Origin of the sequence: Thalassococcus arenae (assembly GCF_019104745.1) — a bacterium.
Classification (GTDB): Bacteria; Pseudomonadota; Alphaproteobacteria; order Rhodobacterales; family Rhodobacteraceae; genus Thalassococcus_B; species Thalassococcus_B arenae.
The window spans coordinates 39,931-58,664 of record NZ_JAHRWL010000003.1 but is presented as its reverse complement, the minus strand read 5'-3'; the positions used below and the strand labels follow the sequence as shown (position 1 = coordinate 58,664).

Below are 18,734 nucleotides of genomic sequence, written 5' to 3'. Positions count from 1 at the left end.
GCAGGATCATGACGCAAGACACCATCCCGGCATCGCTGCTCGAACGGTTGCGGAAGGTCGACACGCCGACCGTCTGCAATGCGATCGAAGTGGCCCAGGGCAAGCGCGGGTTCAACCGCTTCACCAGGGGAACGATGCAGCATTGCCGTCCCGGAATGCCCGCGATGGTCGGGCGGGCGCGCACCGCCCGGATCGCGGGTCTGGCACCGCCGACCGAGGACAACGCCACCATCAAGGCGCGGCGGCTGGCCTATTTCCGCGCCATGGCGCGCGGACCGGGCCCGACCGTCGCAGTGATCGAAGACGTCGACTATCCCGATTGCATCGCCGGCTGGTGGGGCGAGGTGCATGTGGCGGTCCACAAGGGTCTGGGAATGACGGGTGCGCTGACCAACGGCGTGATGCGCGATCTCGACGTCATCGACGACGGCTTTCCCATCCTCGCCGGGTCGATCGGGCCCAGCCACGGATTCGTTCACGTCCGCGATTTGGGGAAACCGGTCACGATCATGGGCTTGCAGGTCGCCGAAGACGACCTGGTCCATGCCGACCGCCACGGGGCGGTTGTGATCCCCGAAGACGTGCTGCCTGCTCTCGAAGCCGCGATCGACACCGTGTTCGCGAACGAGGCCATCATCCTCGGACCAGCCCGCGAACCGGGGTTCACCATCGACACGCTGGAAGCCGCCTGGGCCCGGTTCGAGGCCCGGCGCACCTGACAGCGCCCACCGCCGCGCAAAATCGACCCGGCAGCTGTCGCTTGCCGGTTTGCCTGTTCCTGTCGTGAATTCGTCACCTCGTGTCGTCATGGTTGGGCGGTACGTGGGGACGGAGGCGTGCGGCCGGGTCAGGCAATGGATCGTACCGGATTCGGGGTGCTGGGGGTTGCGACGCCTCTGGCGCGTTCGCTGCGCTGGTCGTCGAAGGTGGTATCATCTTTAAATTGTTACATAGACCGCAGAAACATCTTTAAAGTGTATTTAGGGGGTGCATCGCAGTCACGCGGCATTCCCGACTTCTGACATGACATGAGGGATTGGCCGTGACACTCTGGATCAACGAATTTCATTACGACAACGACGGAACCGACACAGGAGAGTTCATCGAACTCGCCGGACCGGAAAGCACCGATCTGACCGGCTGGTCCATCGTGCTCTACAACGGGTCGAACGGCACGGCATACAGCACCCAAAGCCTGATGGGACTGGCGCCCACCGGCGTTTTGAACGGGATCGGGTTCTGGACGGTGACCTATCCTTCGAACGGTATCCAGAACGGTGCGCCGGACGGAATCGCGCTTGTGGATGACAGCGGCACGGTGATCGAATTCCTCAGCTACGAAGGCAGTTTCACCGCCGTGGGCGGACCCGCGGACGGCATGACGTCGCTGGATATCGGCCAAGCAGAGAACAGCGGCACGCCGATCGGCTTCTCTTTGCAGCGGATCGGCATGGGCCGCGAAGCCGCGGATTTCTTCGGCTGGTCCACACCGCAGGGCGAAACGCCGGGGGGCGTGAATACCGGTCAGACGATCGCGGATGACGACGACACCGGAGGTGGCGGCGGCGGCGGCCCGACCAGCGGCGTCTTCACGCTCGAAATCCTGCATGTCGCCGATCAGGAGGCAGGCGCGGCAGCAGTGATCGATGCGCCGAATCTGTCAGCCGTGATGAACGCCCTGGAAGCGCAGGATCTCGGAGCGGACGGGGTCGCGGACAACACGCTTCGCCTGTCGTCCGGTGACGCGTTCATCCCCGGCGTGTTCTATGATGCGTCCGAGGCGATCTATGGCCAGGGCGGGGTTGCCGATATCCTGATCCAGAACGAATTGGGCCTTCAGGCCATCGCGCTTGGCAACCATGAATTCGATTTCGGAACGGCCGAACTGGCGACATTGATTTCGGGCGCCGGGATCGCCGGGTTCGACGGAACCCTGTTTCCCTACCTGTCGGGCAATCTCGATTTCTCGACCGACGCCAGTCTCGCCCCCCTGGCCGTGGCCGATGGCGGCGCGCCGCTTGCCGGGACGCTGACCGGCTCGGTCGTGCTGGTCGAAAACGGCGAACTGATCGGCGTCGTCGGGGCGACCACGCCGACGCTTGGGTCGATCTCGTCCAGCGGCGGCGTGGGAATCCAGCCCGCGCCGTTCGGCGCCATGCCCAGCGATGCCGAACTGGACGCGCTGGCCGCGATCATCCAGGCCGATGTCGACGCGCTGCTGGCTACCAATGACGGTTTGAACAAGATCGTCCTGCTGGCTCATATGCAGCGATTCGAGATCGAGCTTGCCCTGGCCGAGCGGTTGTCCGGCGTCGACGTGATCGTGGGCGGCGGTTCGAATACCCGGCTTTTCGACGACAACGACATCCCGCGCGCCGGCGACAGCGATCAGGGACAGTATCCGCAATTCGTCGCCGATGCCGATGGCGGTGTGACGGCCGTCGTCAACACCGATGGCAGCTACAAATATGTCGGCCGACTGGTCATCGATTTCGACGAAGACGGGCGGATCGTTCCTGGCAGCTACGATGCCGATGTCTCGGGCGCCTATGCGACCGATGCCGCCGGCGTCGCCGCGCTTGGCGCCGAGGCGCTGGTCGACCCGGAAATCCGGGCCATCGCAGAGGCGGTCGAAGCGCAGATCGTTGCCACCGAGAGCAATGTCTTCGGCGTGTCGAACGTGTTTCTGAACGGCAACCGGTCGGGCGAGGCCACCGATGGCGTGCGCACGCAGGAAACCAACCTGGGCAACCTGACGGCGGATGCCAACCTGGCCTATGCGCAGGCTTTTGACGGCGATGTTGTCATGTCGATCAAGAACGGTGGCGGTATTCGCGCCTCGATCGGCGAAACGCTGGTTCCGCCCGGCGGGACACAGGCCGAACGCCTGCCGAATGCCGAGATCGTGGATGGCGATGGTGCGATCGTCAAACCCGCCGGAGGGATATCGCAGAAGGATATCCAGACGACCCTGGCCTTCAACAACGGTCTGACGCTGTTGACGCTGAGCGCGGCCGAGATCGTGGCGCTGCTGGAACACGGGGTCGCCGCGCTGCCCGGAGTGGCCGGGCAATTCGCGCAGGTCGGCGGAGTCGAATTCACCTACGACCCCGATCTGCCGGCTGGATCGCGTATCCTGAACGCCGAGATCGTCGACGAAAACGGCCGACCGGTTGCGCGCCTTGTCCAGAACGGCGAGATCGTCGAACCTTTGGCGGAATACCGCGTCGTGACGCTCGATTTCCTGGCCGCTCCGCGGTTCGACGCGGCCGGCAACTTCATCCGCGGCGGTGACGGCTATCCCTTCCCGAACACCAACACCGATCCGGCGCTGGGCGCGGTCGGCGACCCGGCGGTCATCGCCCGCGTCAACGCCACGCCGCTGGAACAGGTGGGCATCGCCACCGGCGACGCCATTTTCGCCGATGACGGCACCGAACAGGACGCCCTGGCCGAATACCTGAGCGACCGTTTCGACCCCGCCACCGGCGGCGCGGCATTCGACGAGGCAGACGTTGCCGGTGCCTTCGACGAACGCATCCTGTCGGTCAACGACTACACCCCGATCTACGCGATCCAGGGCGCGGCGCTGGTCTCGCCGTTGTTGGGCCAGTCGGTCACGACCCGCGGCATTGTCACGGCAGTCGACTCGAACGGTTTTTACCTGCAGGACGAATATGGTGACGGCGATGACGCCACTTCGGATGCGCTGTTCGTGTTCACCGGGTCGGCCCCAACCGTCGCCTCTGGCGACGAGATCGTGATTTCCGGCACCGTCAGCGAATTCACACCGGGCGGCGCATCGACCGGCAACCAGTCGACGACCCAGATATCCGGCGTCACGTCGATCTTCACCGTCGAGACCGGGCAGGTGCTACCCGCGGCGGTGACCATCGGCGAAGGTGGGCGGGCGCTCCCGACCGAAGCGATCGATGATGATCCTTCCACCTTCGACCCCGCTACCGATGGTCTGGATTTCTTCGAAAGCCTCGAAGGCATGCGCGTTTCCGTCGACAACCTGCACGTCACGGAAGCCACCAACCGGTTCGGCGAGGTCTTCGGCGTGTCCGGCAATGCTACCGGGCTTTCGCAACGCGGCACGTTGAACATCTCTCCCGACGATTTCAATCCCGAACGCATCCAGTTCAATTTCGACCGGGGCGTGTTCGACGAACCGGCGCCGCTGCTGGATGTCGGCGACATCGTCGCGAACGTCACCGGCGTGGTGTCCTATGCGTTCGGCAACTACGAGATCCTGCCGACACAGGCACTGGGGGCCGTGATCGATGGCGGCCTGCAAGCCGAAACCACGTCGATCGCGGCGTCGGCCACGCAATTGACCATCGCCAGTTACAACGTGCTCAATCTCGATCCCAACGACGCCGATGGCGATACTGACGTGGCGGACGGACGGTTCGAGGCCGTGGCGCGGCATATCCTGGAAAACATGGGCACCCCCGATATCGTCGGCCTGCAGGAGATCCAGGACAACACCGGCAGCGACGACGACGGCGTCACGGCAGCCGATCAGACGCTGGCCCGGCTTCTCGAGGCGCTCGACCGGGTCGATGACGGCGTGGTGAACGGATCGCAAAGCTATGCCTTCATCGACAACACCTTCATCGACAACAACGCCTCGGGCGGACAGCCCGGTGCCAATATCCGCACCGCGTTTCTCTACAACACCGAGCGCGTCAGCCTGGTCGAAGGGTCGGTCGGCACCATCGGCACGCAAGCGCCCGGCGGCAGCTTCGACGGGGCGCGCCTGCCGCTTGTCGCGTCCTTCGCGTTCAACGGCGAGACCGTGACCGTCATCAACAACCATTTCTCGTCGAAAGGCGGCTCGCAGCCGATCATGGGCACCACTCAGCCGTTCGAGGAACTGCAGAATGCGCTGAACCCGGACGGCTCGCCGGTGGTCAACGGCAGCCTCGACGAACGGTTGGTACAGGCGACGGCGGTGGCCTACGAAGTGGAGCAACGGCTGGTCGACGACCCGGATGCAAAGATCGCCGTCGTGGGTGATTTCAACGAGTTCGAGTTCGTACGTCCGCTGGAAATCCTCGAAGAGGCCGGCTTGACCAACCTCACCAACAGTCTGCCCGAAGACGAGCGCTACAGTTTCGTCTTCCAGGGAAACAGCCAGTCGCTGGACCATATCCTGGTCAGCGAGGCGTTGGCCGGTGGCGCGCAGTTCGACGCGGTGCACGTGAACGCGGAATTCGCCAGCACGGACGAACGCGCGTCCGATCACGATCCGTTGGTTGCGGGCCTCGTGATCGAACCGGCGGTACCGGAAACGGAAACCGTGACCGTGGCATTCAATACGGCGCGCAACTTCTTTTTCTTCCGGGAAACCGTGGCCGACATCACCGTCGGAGAAAACAGCGCACGGGAACACCTGTCGCTGTTCGCGAAAACCGAAGTGCTGGACTTTGCCGATGTCACGTTGCGTTCCGAAGGGCCGGGGGTCGACTTTCTGTTGCCGTGGAATGGTCATCTGGGGATCTGGTCTGGTGGAGAACGGCGGGCGGATCGCCGGGAAATCAACGACGATGAATTCCTGTTCATCGATCTTGGCGGCGATGCCGACCGTCTTGCGCTTGACTTCAAGGGGAACCGCGGTCGCGTCGAAATCGCGTTCTTCGACGACGGCCAGCTCGTCGGCGAAGATGTGTTCCGCTTCCGAGGCGGCGAATTCGAGATCGAAACCGCAACCCTGTTCGACGAGGTCCGGATATCCGATGGCGGACGGAAGGGGCTGCGACTGGAAGGGTTCGAGTTCGACAGGCGCGTCGACGACGACCCGTTCGAGATCGCGGCAATCGCTTCGGCAAGCGACGGCAGCGACTTCCTCTGAGTCATCGGCCGGAAATCGGATGGCCGGACTGGCGGGGCACCTCCACAAGGCCGAGCAGGCCTGTGGGGGGCTTTCGCCGGACTGAAAGGGTCGAACGGGATTGACGGTGCAGGCAGAACGCGCATCCGTTCGTTCGATCCGCTGAAACGCGTCTTGTGCGATGTCTGTCTTGCTTGCCGCGCAGCGTCTTTGCCGATGCGAAGGACAGCACGGCACCCGCCGCGCAGGCCGACGATCCGACGGCCCGCGATCTTGCGTCGGTCGTCGGCACGGACATCACGCGGGTATCGCGGCATTCGCAGACGGCCTAGGCCCGCCCCCGCAACGCATCGACCACCAGCCGCACATGGGCCTGCTTGAAGGCCTCGATATCGAGCGGGTCGACCTTGTCGAAAACGCGCAACCAGAGCGCGGCGAAAATCGCGGGCGCCATGAAGACACGCACGTCTTCGGATCGGCAGCTTTCGGGCAATTCGCCGGTCTTGATCCCGCGTGCGATCAAGGCGCCGATCGCCGCTTCGCCCTTGGACAGGATTTCGCGCCGATAGAACGCCACCAGGTCGGGCATGAACTGACCCTCGGCGACAAGGATCTTCATGAAGACAGCTGCCTTTCCTTCGACCAGGCGGTCGTAGATCAAATCGACCGCGCGCGCGAAGAATGTGCCGAAGTCACCTTCGGCACTTCCGGCGATCTCGGCGACGTCGTCGATGGCCCGCTCGACCGAACTGCGGATCGCCGCCTCGAAGATCGCTTCCTTGGTGTCGAAATACAGGTATATCGTGGTACGCGAGATGCCCGCGCGTTTGGCGATACCGGCCAGCGTGCTGCGGCCAAAGCCCCTGACCTCGAATTCCTCCAGTGCCGCCGCGATGATTTCGGCGGGCCTTGCGTCCTTGCGTCGCTTGCGGGGCGGGAGAGTGTTTTTCATCGCTTCCCTTGTGACCTACCCATTAATGACATACCTGTCATTAAGAATCGTGCAAATCGCGTGACCACCATGAAACCCGGGACAGAGCCGTCCACCGACCTTCCGCTGGAAGACGCGGGGATAACCAAAAGCCAGTCGCGACCGGCCCGTGCGCGTGGCGGACGCCGAAGATGGTTGCTCGTGCCGGCGTTTTTCCTGGTTCTGTTCACGGGCGGTGTCGTGGGACTGTATTTCCAACCACCGGGCTTGCAGGCTTTGTTCCGGGCGACGGGTTTGCAGCCGGGCGGTGGGACCGACACCCCGATTGCCGTCGCGATCCAGCGCGTAACCAAGGGCGAGGAACTGGCGATCCTGAGCGAAGGCGACGTCGTCGCCCTTGGGAGGATCGTACCCAAGGGCGATATCGCGACGGTTGCACCGCCCTTCGGCGCCGGCGATGCGCGTGTCGACGATCTGCGCGTCGCGATAGGCGATGTCGTCCGTGCCGGTGATATCCTGGCCGTCCTGGACAGTCTTGCGCAATTGCGGGGGCAACTGACGACGGCCAAGGCCAATCTGTCGGTAGCCCAGGCCACGCTTGCCCAAACCGAAACGTCGATACGTGTCGGTCGGCAAGAAGCCCAGGCCGCGCTCGAGCGTGCATTGGCCACGGAACGCGCCGCGGGCGAAGACCTGGCGCGCACGACCTCGCTACTGGAACGCGGCGTAACCACAAGAGCGAACCTGGAAACGGCCATCGCCCGTGCAACCGAAGCTGCGCGCGATGCCGAAAAAGCCCGTGCCTCGCTGTCGCGATATGAAACGAACGGGGACGGTGTCCAGGCCGATGTCGCGGTGGCCCTTGCCAATCTCGAAGCGGCCCGGGCGCAACTGATACAGGCTGAACTCGACATCGAAAAAGCCTATGTGCGGGCGCCTCTGGACGGCACCGTTCTGGATATTCACGTGCGGCCCGGCGAACGGCCCGGCGCCGAGGGCGTTCTCGACCTGGGCGACACGACCCGGATGACGGTCGAGGCCGAAGTCTATCAGACCCTGATCGGACGTGTGGCGGTCGGGGATCCTGCGACGATCACGGCCCCCGCGATCGACGGTGCGATGTCCGGCCAGGTGTCCGCGATCGGACTTGAGATCGGGCGGCAATCGATCACGTCGGACGATCCCGCCGCCAACACCGATGCCCGCGTGGTCGATGTCGTCATCATGCTCGATCCCGCTTCGAGCGCACGTGCCGAACGGTTGACCAACCTTCAGGTCGTTGCCCGCATCGATGCCGGGCGCACGCTGCCATGACCACGCTGCTGACATGGGTTTTCGGGCGATTGCCGATCGGGTGGTTGCAGCTTTCGCACAACCGGATGCGGCTGTTTGCGGCAATTGCCGGGGTCGGGTTCGCGAACCTGCTGGTTTTCGTCCAACTCGGCATTCTGGGGGCGTTGAACAGCACTACCACGGCGGCCTATGCGTTGTTCGATGCCGACATCATCGTGTCGTCCTCCGACGCCAACACGCTGACTGACGGTGGCAATGTCGCCCGTCAACGGCTGTTCCAGGCGCTTGGCGTGCCCGGCGTCGCAAGTGGCACGCCACTGTTCATCGCCAACCTCGACTGGCAACGGTCCGACGGCTCGTCGTCGACGCTGCAGACCTTTGGTCTGGCGGCAGATGCAGCCGGTTTCCTCGATGCCCGGGTCGCCGCCGCATTCGATGCCCTGGTGATTGAGGATACGGTGCTGATCGACCGCAGCACCCGTGGCGTGTCGCCGGGAGCGCTGGACGGCATATCACCGTTCACGCCTTTCCACTTCGAAGCCAACGGCCGCACGCTTTCGGCGGTCGGTACGCTGGATATCGGGGGCGGCTTTTTCGTGGACGGTACCTTGTTCACGTCGGATCAGACATTTCTGCGGCTGTTCGGCAATCGCGGTTCCGGCGCACCCAACCATATCCTTCTGCGTGTCGATGACGGCATCGATCCGGTCGTCGTGGTGGAAAGGCTCCGGAACGTCCTGCCCCCGGGCAGTGTCAAGGTGAACACCTTTGCAGATGCCGCAAGCGCCGACCTGAGCCATCAGACGACCGAACGGCCGACCGGGATCATCTTCGGTTTCGGCGTGCTGATCGGTGTGCTTGTCGGGGTGGTGATCGTCTACCAGATCCTGTCGACCGACGTGGCCGATCACCTGCGCGAATATGCGACGTTCAAGGCAATGGGATATGGCCATTCCTTCTTTCTCGGGATCGTTTTCGAAGAGGCCGCCATCCTTGCGCTGTTCGGTTTCATCCCCGGGCTGCTGGCATCGATCGGACTTTACGCCGGCATGTCTGCGGCCACCGGTCTGCCGTTGGAGATGGGGGCCGATCGCGCACTCGCCGTGCTGGTCGGAACCCTGTTGGCCTGCGCCGTATCGGGCGCGATCGCGACACGCAGGCTTGCCGGTGCCGATCCCGCGGATCTGTTCTGATGGAACAGAGCGCCGACACTTTCGCACCGATCGTCGCAAAGAACCTGAACCACTGGTTCGGAACCGGCGATGCCCGCAAGCAGGCGATCTGGGATGTGAACCTGTCGGTTGCCAAGGGCAGTCTGACCGTGCTCATGGGGCCGTCCGGTTCGGGCAAGACGACGCTTCTCACGCTGATGGGTTGCCTGCGCGAAGTGCAGGATGGCAGCGTTCGATTGCTTGGCGCGGAACTGAATGGGACGACCGAGCCGCAGGCCGTCGCGCTACGCCGGCGGCTGGGGTTCATCTTTCAGGCCCACAACCTGCATGAAAGCCTGACCGCGACGCAGAACGTGCTGATGGGGCTGGAGGTGCATGGCCGTCTGAATGCGGTGCGACAGCGCGAATCCGCACACCATGTCTTGCGGCTGCTTGGGTTGGGAGACCGTCTCGACTACCTGCCGGCGAACCTGTCGGGCGGTCAGAAACAGCGCGTCGCCGTCGCCCGTGCCCTCGTGTCAAACCCCGAAGTGGTCTTTGCCGATGAACCCACCGCGGCGCTGGACAAGGTGTCTGGCCGTACCGTGGTCGAAATGCTGAAAAAGCTGGGTCGCCAACGCGGTACGACCACGGTGATGGTCACGCATGACAACCGCATTCTGGAAATGGCGGATCGCCTCGTCACGATGGAGGATGGCCACATCGTGAAGGACGACAAGCGCGGCTGACCCCTCGGGTTCGCCGGGTGTCCGGCGTTGAACGGCGCGCCGGTCGGATACGACGCGTCCGTTCGATACGACACACGCCGGCAGTCATCGTGGCGTCACAGAAGCGTGGCGTCATATCCGGCAGACGTGATGGCCTGCGACACAGCCGCAGACGGTTGTTTCGTGTCGACGTCGACCGTTCTTGCGTTCAGATCCGTCGTGACCCGCGCCTGTGGATCAAGCGCGGCGATTTCCTTGGTGATCGCGGCGGTGCAGTGGCCGCAGCTCATGTCGGGAACGTGGAACTTCATGGCGCTCTCTCGGCTATGCAGCGGCCATCGCGCGTCCTGCGGTTCGAAGCTCAGGAGGGGCCGCATCCCATGCATCGGCCTGCCGCAGCATGTCTGTCAACCGAACAATGACAGACCAAGGCACCTTCCGCATCGATCCGGTCGTTCGGCGCAGTCAATCGCGTCTTGCCGCGGGGTCGGGTCGAATGCGATTTCCGGCAACGATCCGAATATTCGATCCATCGACCAGGAAAAGAATGCCTCTTTGCCCTTGAGATTCCAGTTACTGGAAGCCTTATATGATCGTCAAACAACGAAAGGCCGCTTGCCATGCCCGGACGAACACAGGTGAACCTCAGCATAGACGGCATGTCCTGCGCGTCTTGCGTAGGCCGGGTCGAAAGGGCTCTGTCGGCCGTGCACGGTGTTTCTGACGTCGCGGTCAACCTCGCGTCTGATTCGGCGCAATTGTCTATCGACACCCCGGCCAACCTGCTTGACGCCGTCGAGGCCCTGGACAAGCTGGGATACCCTGCGCGCCGAGCACGGACCACCCTCAGCATCGATGCGATGTCCTGTGCCTCTTGCGTCGGGCGCGTCGAAAAGGCGCTTGCCGCAGTTCCCGGCGTTCTTTCCGCGACGGTCAACCTGGCAGGGGAAAGCGCATCGGTCGAATATGTCGAAGGTGCGGTTTCGCCGGGCGAACTGATGGCGGCCTCTGCCGCCGCCGGCTATCCCGCCCGGGTTGCGGCCGCGGATAGCAGCCAGTCCCGTGCCGAACGCAAGGCGGACGAAGCCCGCGCGCTGTCGCGGCGGGTCGCGTTCGCGGCGGCCTTGACCCTGCCGGTGTTCGTTCTCGAGATGGGCGCGCATCTGTTTCACGGCTTCCATCAAGCGATCGAGGCCAGCATCGGCATGCAGACGTCTTGGGTGATCCAGTTCGTTCTTGCGACCATCGTGCTGTTCGGTCCGGGGCGGCATTTCTTCACCACGGGACTTCCAGCGCTGGCCAGGGGCGCGCCGGACATGAACAGCCTGGTTGCCTTGGGCACGGGCGCGGCGTGGAGTTTTTCCGTTGTCGCCACCTTTCTGCCCGGAGTGCTGCCCGAGGGCGTGCGCGCGGTCTATTTCGAGGCCGCTGCGGTCATCGTCGTCCTGATCCTTGTCGGGCGCTGGCTCGAGGCGCGGGCCAAGGGTCGCACGGGGGCGGCGATCCAGGCACTGCTGGGCTTGCAAGTGCGCACCGCCCGTGTGATGCGCGGCACACTGACCGAGGAAGTCGAGGTGGACAACCTGGCTGTCGGCGACATCGTGATCGTGCGCCCGGGCGAACGCATATCCGTGGACGGAACCGTGACCGAGGGCGCCAGCAATGTCGACGAAAGCATGATTACCGGTGAACCGGCGCCGGTTCCGAAGGCGGTCGGAGCGACCGTCACGGGGGGAACGGTCAACGGCAGCGGAAGCCTGATCTTGAAGGCGGCAAGGGTGGGCGCGGACACGACGCTGGCGCAGATCATCCGCATGGTCGAGCAGGCGCAGGGTGCCAAGCTGCCCATTCAGGGACTCGTCGATCGGGTAACCATGTGGTTCGTCCCGGCGGTCATGGCTGCGGCGCTGCTGACGGTGCTCGTGTGGCTTGCTGTCGGCCCGGACCCGGCATTGACCTTTGCGCTGGTTGCGGGCGTTTCGGTGCTGATTATCGCGTGCCCCTGTGCGATGGGCCTGGCGACGCCCACGTCGATCATGGTCGGCACCGGGCGCGGGGCGGAAATGGGTGTGCTGTTCCGCAAGGGGGACGCGCTGCAGGCGCTGTCCGAGGTCGCTGTCATCGCGCTCGACAAGACCGGAACGGTGACCCAAGGCAAACCTGCGCTGACAGATCTTGTCGTCGCCGGTGGCTTTGACCGCGATCAGGTCCTGGGCCTGATCGCTGCGGTCGAGGCGCAATCCGAACACCCTGTCGCCGAAGCGATCCTCCGCAGTGCCCGCGAAGCCGGCATCACCATCGCGAAAGCGACGGAATTCCGATCGGTTACGGGTTACGGGGTTGCGGCAAGGGTCGGGGATCACGCGGTGCTTGTGGGCGCGGATCGCTACATGGCGCGGGAAGGCATCGACACCGCCCCACTGGCCGCGACCGAAAAGGACCTCGCCAGTCGGGGCCGCACCGCGCTCTACGCCGCCGTGGATGGTGCCTTGGCGGCCGTGATCGCGGTCGCGGACCCGGTCAAGCCCGCCAGTCGCGCCGCCATCGCCGCGCTGCACGACAGGGGGTTCAAGGTGGCGATGATCACGGGCGACAAGCAAGAGACGGCCGAGGCGATTGCCCGCGAGACCGGGATCGACCACGTGATCGCCGGTGTCTTGCCCGACGGCAAGGTCGCCGCCCTCGACGATCTCAGGCAGGGCGCTCGCAAGATCGCCTTTGTCGGCGACGGCATCAACGACGCGCCCGCGCTGGCCCATGCCGATGTCGGAATCGCCATCGGCACCGGCACCGACGTGGCCATCGAATCCGCCGATGTCGTTCTGATGTCCGGCGATCTGCGCGGCGTGGTCAATGCCGTCGAGCTTTCGCGGCGCACGATGACGAATATCCGCCAGAACCTGATCTGGGCATTCGGCTACAACGTCGCGCTCATCCCGGTCGCGGCCGGGGTGCTCTATCCTGCTTTCGGCCTGCTTTTGTCGCCGGTCTTCGCGGCCGGTGCCATGGCGCTGTCCTCGGTTTCTGTTCTGACCAACGCGCTGCGTCTGCGCCGGATCGCCCCCGCCATGACCGACAAGCCGTCGACCGGCACGCCAGGCTATGCAGGCCGGCCGCAACCCGCTGAATAGGAGGATCGAGATGAACATCGGCGAAGTCGCGGAACGCTCTGGCCTTCCGGCGAAGACCATCCGCTACTACGAGGATATCGGTCTGGTGCGTCCGCAACGCAGCGAAAACGGCTATCGGGCCTTCCGCGAAAGCGACCTGCACAAGCTGGCCTTTCTCGGCCGCGCCCGGGCGCTTGGGTTTTCGATCGAGGATTGCCGGACTTTGCTGAGCCTGTACGAGGACGAGGCGCGCGAAAGCGCGCAGGTCAAGGCCATTGCCGAAGAACACCTGTCGGCGATCGACAACAAGATTGCGCAGCTTGCCGCGATGCGCGAAACGCTGGCCCATCTCGTGCGATCGTGCCACGGCGATCACCGGCCGGATTGTCCCATTCTCAGCGATCTTGCCGGGGATGCCTGCGACGGCGAATGATACCCTGGCAATGGCGCAAAAGCCCGCCGCCCCACGCGCGCGTTCGGATCGTTCGGGCGGACGCATGGCGAAACGCGCGGCGCTGTGCGGCCGCGTCGGTCGTTCCGAAGACGGGCGCGCCCGGCGCGCGATGCTTGCCTGTGGCGTTGCGGCCCTGGTTGGTCGATAAGACGGCCAAGAGGGGCTGGGCGAATTGACCTGCGTCCGCCCGCGATTGCCGCCGCCAGGAGAGTTCGATGAGCGTCACCAAGCACCGCGACAAGGACATCGGGTTTGTCGAGATCGACAATCCGCCCGTCAATGCCATCGGGCAGGCGGTTCGGCAGGGTCTTCTTGACGCGGTCCGTTGGGCGGAACAGGAGCGTTTGACGCGGGTCATCCTGACCGGTCATGGCCGTGCGTTCGCTGCGGGGGCCGATGCGCGGGAATTCGACGGCGCGCCGATCGAACCGCATCTGCCGGATGTCTTGAACGCCATCGAAACCAGCGACGTTCCGTGGGTGGCGGCGATCAACGGGGTCGCGTTGGGGGGCGGAGCGGAAATCGCTATGGCGTGCCGGATGCGGATCATCGCGCCGGGGGCACAGATCGGCCTTCCCGAAGTGACCTTGGGTGTCATTCCCGGGGCAGGGGGCACGGTCCGGTTGCCTCGGCTGGTCGGTCTTTCGGATGCGCTCGAAATCATCACGACCGGCAAACCGCTTGTGGCCGCGGATGCCTTGCGGACCGGACTTGTTCACGCGGTCGAAGACGATCCGGTCGACGCCGCCCTCGCGATTCCCGGCGAGACACTGGCCTGCATCGTCCCGACCCGGGAACTGCCGGCGCCGAAAACCGACATCTCGCTGATCGCCGCGGCCCGAGAAAAAGTCGCCGCGAAATCGCGCGGGCAGGTCGCGGCCCTGCGTGCCATCGACGTGATCGAACACGGGCTGGACAAGCCGTTCGGGCAGGCCCTGTCGATGGAACGGGCCGTGTTTCTCGAATTGCGCTCAGGGGAACAGGCCAGGGCATTGCGCCATGTCTTCTTTGCCGAACGCGCAGCAAAGGCGCCGGATTGGCTGAGATCCGATCCCGCCGAGATTGCCCGTGTGGCGGTGGTCGGCGGCGGCACGATGGGGGCAGGCATCGCCTATGCGCTGTCGAACGCCGGGTTGACCGTCACGCTTGTGGAAACCGACGCCGAAGGCGCGGCACGGGCCACCGACAATGTCGCAAGGATCATCGAAACGAGCCTTGGGCGCGGCCTCATCGACCGGGCCGGGGCCGATGATCGCCGCAGGCGGATCGGGGTGACGGACGACTATTCGGCGGCGGGTGGCGCGCGCCTGGCGATCGAGGCCGCCTTCGAAAGCATGGACGTGAAACGCGCCGTTTTCGCCAGACTGTCCGAAGCGTTGCCCAGCGACGCGATCCTTGCCACGAATACGTCCTATCTCGATATCGACGAGATCGCGGCCAGCCTGCCCGATCCGACCCGTGTTCTGGGCCTGCATTTCTTTGCGCCGGCGCACATCATGAAGCTTCTCGAGATCGTGCGCGGGGCAAAGACCAGCGACGCGGCGCTGGCGACCGGCTTTGCCCTTGCCAAGCGGTTGCGCAAGGTGCCGGTGTTGGCTGGCGTCTGCGACGGCTTTATCGGCAACCGTATCCTGTCGCGGTACCGCGAGGCGGCAGATACCCTGCTGATCGATGGATCGACCCCGAGTGCAGTGGATGCGGCCATGGTGGAATTCGGCTACGCCATGGGCCCGTATGAAGCCCAGGATCTGTCCGGGCTCGAGATCGCCCATGCCAACCGCCGCCGCCAGGATGCCACGCGCGATCCCCAACGCCGCTATGTTCCGATCGCCGACCGCTTGGTCGCTTTGGGCAGGCTGGGCAAGAAGACGGGCGCGGGCTGGTACCGGTATTCGGATACCGGCACCAGGATCGAAGACCCGATCGTCACGGACATCGTTCTGGCCGAAGCCCGTTCGGCCGGTGTCTCACGCACGGTTTTTTCGGCTGAAGACATCCGCGACCGGCTGGTTTTGGCGATGATCAACGAAGCTTGCGACATCCTGCACGAAGGCATCGCGCAAAGCGCCGCCGACATCGATCTTGTCACGGTCTTCGGCTACGGTTTTCCCAGGTGGCGCGGTGGCTTGCTGCATCACGCAGATACACTGGGTGCTGCGGAAATCGTTCGCAGGCTGGGCGCGCTTTCCCTGGAAGATCCCGTGGCATGGAAGATCAGCCCGGTTCTTCTGGAATGTGCAAACGACAATCTCGAACTCGCCAAGTGGACCAGAGCGCCCCGATGAAAGCCGTGGGGCCCGGATAACAGCAGTGCCGGATGCCGTGTCCCGTCGTCGCGGCCTGTCGAACGTCTGATTGCCACGTTCGTTCCGCTAGCCTTGGTGCGTTGCGGAATTCTTGCTGCGCAGCGGACACAGGTTTTCCTGGTGGCTCATGCGCGTTCGCAATCCGGCACGGCGTCCGTGGCCACACGAAAAGGAGGGCCGCAGAAACGGACATCTATGCAGCAATGCTGATCGTTCCGACGGTGGTCGAGCAGAAAAGCAACTCGGTTTGGGCAAGTTCTAGCAGGCATACGCCTTCGGCGGTCGGTGGGCCGATCGGATTGCTGGACAACTATGTTTGCCGTCGTCTGCTCGACCGCGCGCGGACGGGTGTATCGCCGACGCAGGAAGGGCTGGACCTTCACGAAAAGTACAGTGCGATGACCGAACGGTTCAGAAAAGGGTACAGGTTTCTTCCTAAATGTCGACCGCACTCCGCACGGCAAGCTCAGGATCGTCTCCATGAGTGCCTTTGGAAAACTTGGGTGATCCCCGCCTTGCCGAAACTCATTGAGCAGAACCCCGAGGTCGAGGTTTCGCGCGATCTGACGGAACACGAAGTCGATTTGCGGGGCGAAGCGTGCGGCGTCGCGTGCGGCGCCCCGGCAAAGGCAAGCCAATCCGATTGCGGGATTGATCTTGGTCACAACCGACGCGTCTCGTTCGTTTTAGGGTTGTCCCGCACTGGATACATGGCTTGGAGGGCGCGACGATGTCATCGACGGAAAACTATGAGAAGGCGAGAGGGCGCGCCGAGGTCAAATACGCTTTCTTTGCTCATGTCGGGGTCTATGCGGCGGTCATGGTCCTGCTGGTGATTGTCAATCTGCTCACGTCGCCCGGAACGATGTGGTTCGTCTGGCCCTTGATGGGTTGGGGCCTTGCCGTTGCCCTGCACGCAGCCCGGGTTTACCTTTTGGCTGACCGGGAAAGCATCGTCGATGCTCTGACCCGGCGTGAACTGCGCGATTCCCGCCACGACGGATACGACGAACGCAGGTGAACGGCCCGTCACCCCCGGCTGCACCCCCGCGGGGCGGGCGGCGCGGTCGATGACCCCGGCGGGCCCCGTGCCGCTTTCGCCGGTCGCCGCGGTCCGGCCGGTCTCGACAGGTTCGGACAGCGCAAGACGGCCATTGGCGAAAGCCGGCACATCTGACATGGAACCGATACGCGCCTTGGTCCAAGAGGCCGAAACGAAGCGAGTGCCCATGTCGTTCAGCCGATACGCGATCTTCTATCTGCCGCCTGCCGGTGCGTTGGCCGATTTCGGAGCGACGTGGTTGGGGTGGGATGTCGCCGCCGGTCAACCGGTCCGCCATCCGGACATGCCGGGGCTGGATGACGTGACCGGGTCACCGCGCAGATACGGCTTTCACGGCACGCTCAAACCACCTTTCCGACTGGCCGATGGCACGGACCTGTCGGGGTTGCAGCGGGCCGTGGCGCGAATGGCGACGACGTGTCCACCCGGCCAGGCCCAGGGCCTGACCCTTTCGCGCCTGGGTCGCTTTCTTGCTCTGGTGCCATTGGGAAAAGCTGTGGAAATCGCGCGGGTCGCGGCCACCTGCGTCGAGGCGCTGGACGGGTTCCGCGCACCCATGGACGCGGTGGAACTTGCGCGCCGACGCAAGTTCGGATTGTCGGACAGGCAAGACGCTTTGCTGCGGCGTTGGGGGTACCCCTATGTCATGGAGGAGTTCCGGTTTCATCTGACGCTGACGGATCGATTGCCGGTCGCGCAGATCGCGTTGTGGACCGAACGCGCTTTGTCCGTCATGCCAGAGCTGCCGGCGCCCTTCGTCCTGGACGCCGTGGCGTTGGTCGGTGAACGGCAGGATGGCAGGTTCGAATTGATCCGGCGCTATGCCCTTGGTGGATGAAACACCCCAAGCGTTTCGATCAAAGGGCGACGAAAGCACCATCGTTTTCTGATCCCGTCAGGCCGAGGTTCGTCGGCCAGCGTCAGGTGTGCAGAGATATCCGTCACGGTGTCCCGGCCCGGTCCGACAAGGCAGTGGGCCGGCATCCTCGGGACGCTGCGACAATCGTTTGATCGACGCGGGAGGTACCGCTTGCGCCAGCGCCTGCGGCCTCTGGATCCTTTGCCGGGATCACGTTGCAGTCATGGCCGCACATGCACGGTGCGTGGGTGATGGTCTGTCACGCCAAGGCGAAACCGCTGCAGGGCCGAGATTTCGGCCAAAGAAAAGGCGCAAGGCAGATCGCTGCCGCCTTGGGCTTGGTACACACCATCGATCGACCGCGCCGGGATCGAGCAACCGTCTGCGCCACCGAGCTAGAGCGGTATTCCGGCAAGCTGGGCCACCAGTTCGAGACTGTTTCGAGCATTGAACTTGGCCATCAGCCGGCTGCGATGCACCTCGACCGTGCGCGGCGATATGCCGAGACCGCGGGCGATCTCTTTCGAGGTCAACCCCTCGGCCAGCATCTTGGCCACCTGCCTTTCCCGCGTCGTCAGGCCGGTTGCGGGACGGGATTCGGATATGTCGGCAAAGCTCCACACCGCGCGCGCGAACGGTGTCGCGGCTTCGAGCGACTGCCCCCTGACACGGCACCAGAACAGTTCGCCCGAGGCGCGTCGCATGATGCGTTCATCCCGATAACGCCCGCTGCCCGACATCTTTTCTGCGCCGAGCCGCCCGATACGCTCGAATTCCGCATCCGACGGGTAGAGGAACGACAGCGATCGGCCCTCGAACGCGTCATGCGGATACTCGAACATCCGTGCGAATGCCGGGTTGCAGCGCCGGATCACCCGATCCTCGGAATAGATCAGCCCGACCGGCGCGTGATCGAATGCCAGGGTCGCAAGGTCCTGCATGTCCGTCCCGTTACGTAGTCTTCCGGAATTGGCCGGATGGCTGCGGCCGTAGTATCCGT

General features: G+C 64.2%; 13 protein-coding genes. 10 read left to right on the top strand and 3 right to left on the bottom strand.

Features of this window, described 5'->3' with window-relative positions; genetic code table 11:
* Positions 1–8: 8 nt before the first annotated feature.
* Both KUH32_RS17320 and KUH32_RS17315 read left to right on the top strand, forming a co-directional pair.
* A complete protein-coding gene (locus tag KUH32_RS17320; protein ID WP_217779919.1) occupies positions 9–719 on the top strand; it encodes an RraA family protein in 711 nt (236 codons plus the stop codon).
* 323 nt (positions 720–1,042) lie between these two features.
* Complete coding sequence (locus KUH32_RS17315; protein ID WP_217779918.1) at positions 1,043–5,860, top strand: DUF8508 domain-containing protein; 4,818 nt, start codon at positions 1,043–1,045, stop codon at positions 5,858–5,860.
* Between the two features lie 307 nt (positions 5,861–6,167).
* Here KUH32_RS17315 and KUH32_RS17310 read toward each other — a convergent pair whose 3' ends face one another.
* Positions 6,168–6,791, bottom strand: coding sequence for a TetR/AcrR family transcriptional regulator (locus KUH32_RS17310; protein ID WP_217779917.1), 624 nt, complete (start codon positions 6,789–6,791; stop codon positions 6,168–6,170).
* A 180-nt stretch (positions 6,792–6,971) separates the two neighbouring features.
* On the opposite strand from KUH32_RS17310, the gene KUH32_RS17305 reads away from it, so the two are divergent.
* The 3 genes from KUH32_RS17305 to KUH32_RS17295 are packed head-to-tail and all read left to right on the top strand — an operon-like array spanning position 6,972 to position 9,963.
* Entirely contained in the window at positions 6,972–8,084 is a 1,113-nt protein-coding gene (locus KUH32_RS17305; protein WP_217779916.1) for an HlyD family efflux transporter periplasmic adaptor subunit, read from the top strand.
* Entirely contained in the window at positions 8,081–9,256 is a 1,176-nt protein-coding gene (gene devC / locus KUH32_RS17300) for an ABC transporter permease DevC (protein ID WP_217779915.1), read from the top strand. The genes KUH32_RS17305 and devC overlap by 4 nt, the downstream gene beginning before the upstream one ends.
* Positions 9,256–9,963 (top strand): ATP-binding cassette domain-containing protein, encoded by a 708-nt coding sequence (locus tag KUH32_RS17295; protein ID WP_217779914.1) that lies wholly within the window; start codon positions 9,256–9,258, stop codon positions 9,961–9,963. Before devC ends, KUH32_RS17295 begins: the two co-directional genes overlap by 1 nt.
* Positions 9,964–10,058: 95 nt before the next feature.
* Here the strand turns inward: KUH32_RS17295 and KUH32_RS17290 are convergent, their stop codons facing one another.
* A complete protein-coding gene (locus tag KUH32_RS17290; protein ID WP_217779913.1) occupies positions 10,059–10,253 on the bottom strand; it encodes a heavy-metal-associated domain-containing protein in 195 nt (64 codons plus the stop codon).
* A 309-nt stretch (positions 10,254–10,562) separates the two neighbouring features.
* On the opposite strand from KUH32_RS17290, the gene KUH32_RS17285 reads away from it, so the two are divergent.
* The 5 genes from KUH32_RS17285 to KUH32_RS17265 all read left to right on the top strand — a co-directional run bounded on the left by KUH32_RS17285 (position 10,563) and on the right by KUH32_RS17265 (position 17,713).
* Positions 10,563–13,073, top strand: a complete 2,511-nt coding sequence (locus KUH32_RS17285) for a heavy metal translocating P-type ATPase (RefSeq protein WP_217779912.1) — start codon at positions 10,563–10,565, stop codon at positions 13,071–13,073.
* Between the two features lie 10 nt (positions 13,074–13,083).
* Positions 13,084–13,485 (top strand): Cu(I)-responsive transcriptional regulator, encoded by a 402-nt coding sequence (cueR, locus tag KUH32_RS17280; protein WP_217779911.1) that lies wholly within the window; start codon positions 13,084–13,086, stop codon positions 13,483–13,485.
* 236 nt (positions 13,486–13,721) lie between these two features.
* The gene (locus KUH32_RS17275) at positions 13,722–15,791 is read left to right on the top strand and encodes an FAD-dependent oxidoreductase (protein ID WP_217779910.1); all 2,070 of its coding nucleotides are present in this window, start codon (positions 13,722–13,724) and stop codon (positions 15,789–15,791) included.
* A 751-nt stretch (positions 15,792–16,542) separates the two neighbouring features.
* Positions 16,543–16,833, top strand: coding sequence for a 2TM domain-containing protein (locus KUH32_RS17270; protein ID WP_217779909.1), 291 nt, complete (start codon positions 16,543–16,545; stop codon positions 16,831–16,833).
* Between the two features lie 208 nt (positions 16,834–17,041).
* Positions 17,042–17,713, top strand: a complete 672-nt coding sequence (locus KUH32_RS17265; RefSeq protein ID WP_217779908.1) for a DUF1045 domain-containing protein — start codon at positions 17,042–17,044, stop codon at positions 17,711–17,713.
* Between the two features lie 416 nt (positions 17,714–18,129).
* On the opposite strand, the gene KUH32_RS17260 is transcribed toward KUH32_RS17265, so the two are convergent.
* The gene (locus KUH32_RS17260; RefSeq protein WP_217779907.1) at positions 18,130–18,675 is read right to left on the bottom strand and encodes a PAS and helix-turn-helix domain-containing protein; all 546 of its coding nucleotides are present in this window, start codon (positions 18,673–18,675) and stop codon (positions 18,130–18,132) included.
* Positions 18,676–18,734: the final 59 nt, after the last annotated feature.

What these genes read in the sequence shown, in the direction of transcription:
- KUH32_RS17320 (WP_217779919.1), top strand. Translation starts at nt 9, where the DNA reads ATGACGCAAGACACCATCCCGGCATCGCTGCTCGAACGGTTGCGGAAG.
- KUH32_RS17310 (WP_217779917.1), bottom strand. Translation starts at nt 6,791, where the DNA reads ATGAAAAACACTCTCCCGCCCCGCAAGCGACGCAAGGACGCAAGGCCC.
- devC (WP_217779915.1), top strand. Translation starts at nt 8,081, where the DNA reads ATGACCACGCTGCTGACATGGGTTTTCGGGCGATTGCCGATCGGGTGG.
- KUH32_RS17295 (WP_217779914.1), top strand. Translation starts at nt 9,256, where the DNA reads ATGGAACAGAGCGCCGACACTTTCGCACCGATCGTCGCAAAGAACCTG.
- KUH32_RS17290 (WP_217779913.1), bottom strand. Translation starts at nt 10,253, where the DNA reads ATGAAGTTCCACGTTCCCGACATGAGCTGCGGCCACTGCACCGCCGCG.
- KUH32_RS17285 (WP_217779912.1), top strand. Translation starts at nt 10,563, where the DNA reads ATGCCCGGACGAACACAGGTGAACCTCAGCATAGACGGCATGTCCTGC.
- cueR (WP_217779911.1), top strand. Translation starts at nt 13,084, where the DNA reads ATGAACATCGGCGAAGTCGCGGAACGCTCTGGCCTTCCGGCGAAGACC.
- KUH32_RS17275 (WP_217779910.1), top strand. Translation starts at nt 13,722, where the DNA reads ATGAGCGTCACCAAGCACCGCGACAAGGACATCGGGTTTGTCGAGATC.
- KUH32_RS17270 (WP_217779909.1), top strand. Translation starts at nt 16,543, where the DNA reads ATGTCATCGACGGAAAACTATGAGAAGGCGAGAGGGCGCGCCGAGGTC.
- KUH32_RS17265 (WP_217779908.1), top strand. Translation starts at nt 17,042, where the DNA reads ATGTCGTTCAGCCGATACGCGATCTTCTATCTGCCGCCTGCCGGTGCG.
- KUH32_RS17260 (WP_217779907.1), bottom strand. Translation starts at nt 18,675, where the DNA reads ATGCAGGACCTTGCGACCCTGGCATTCGATCACGCGCCGGTCGGGCTG.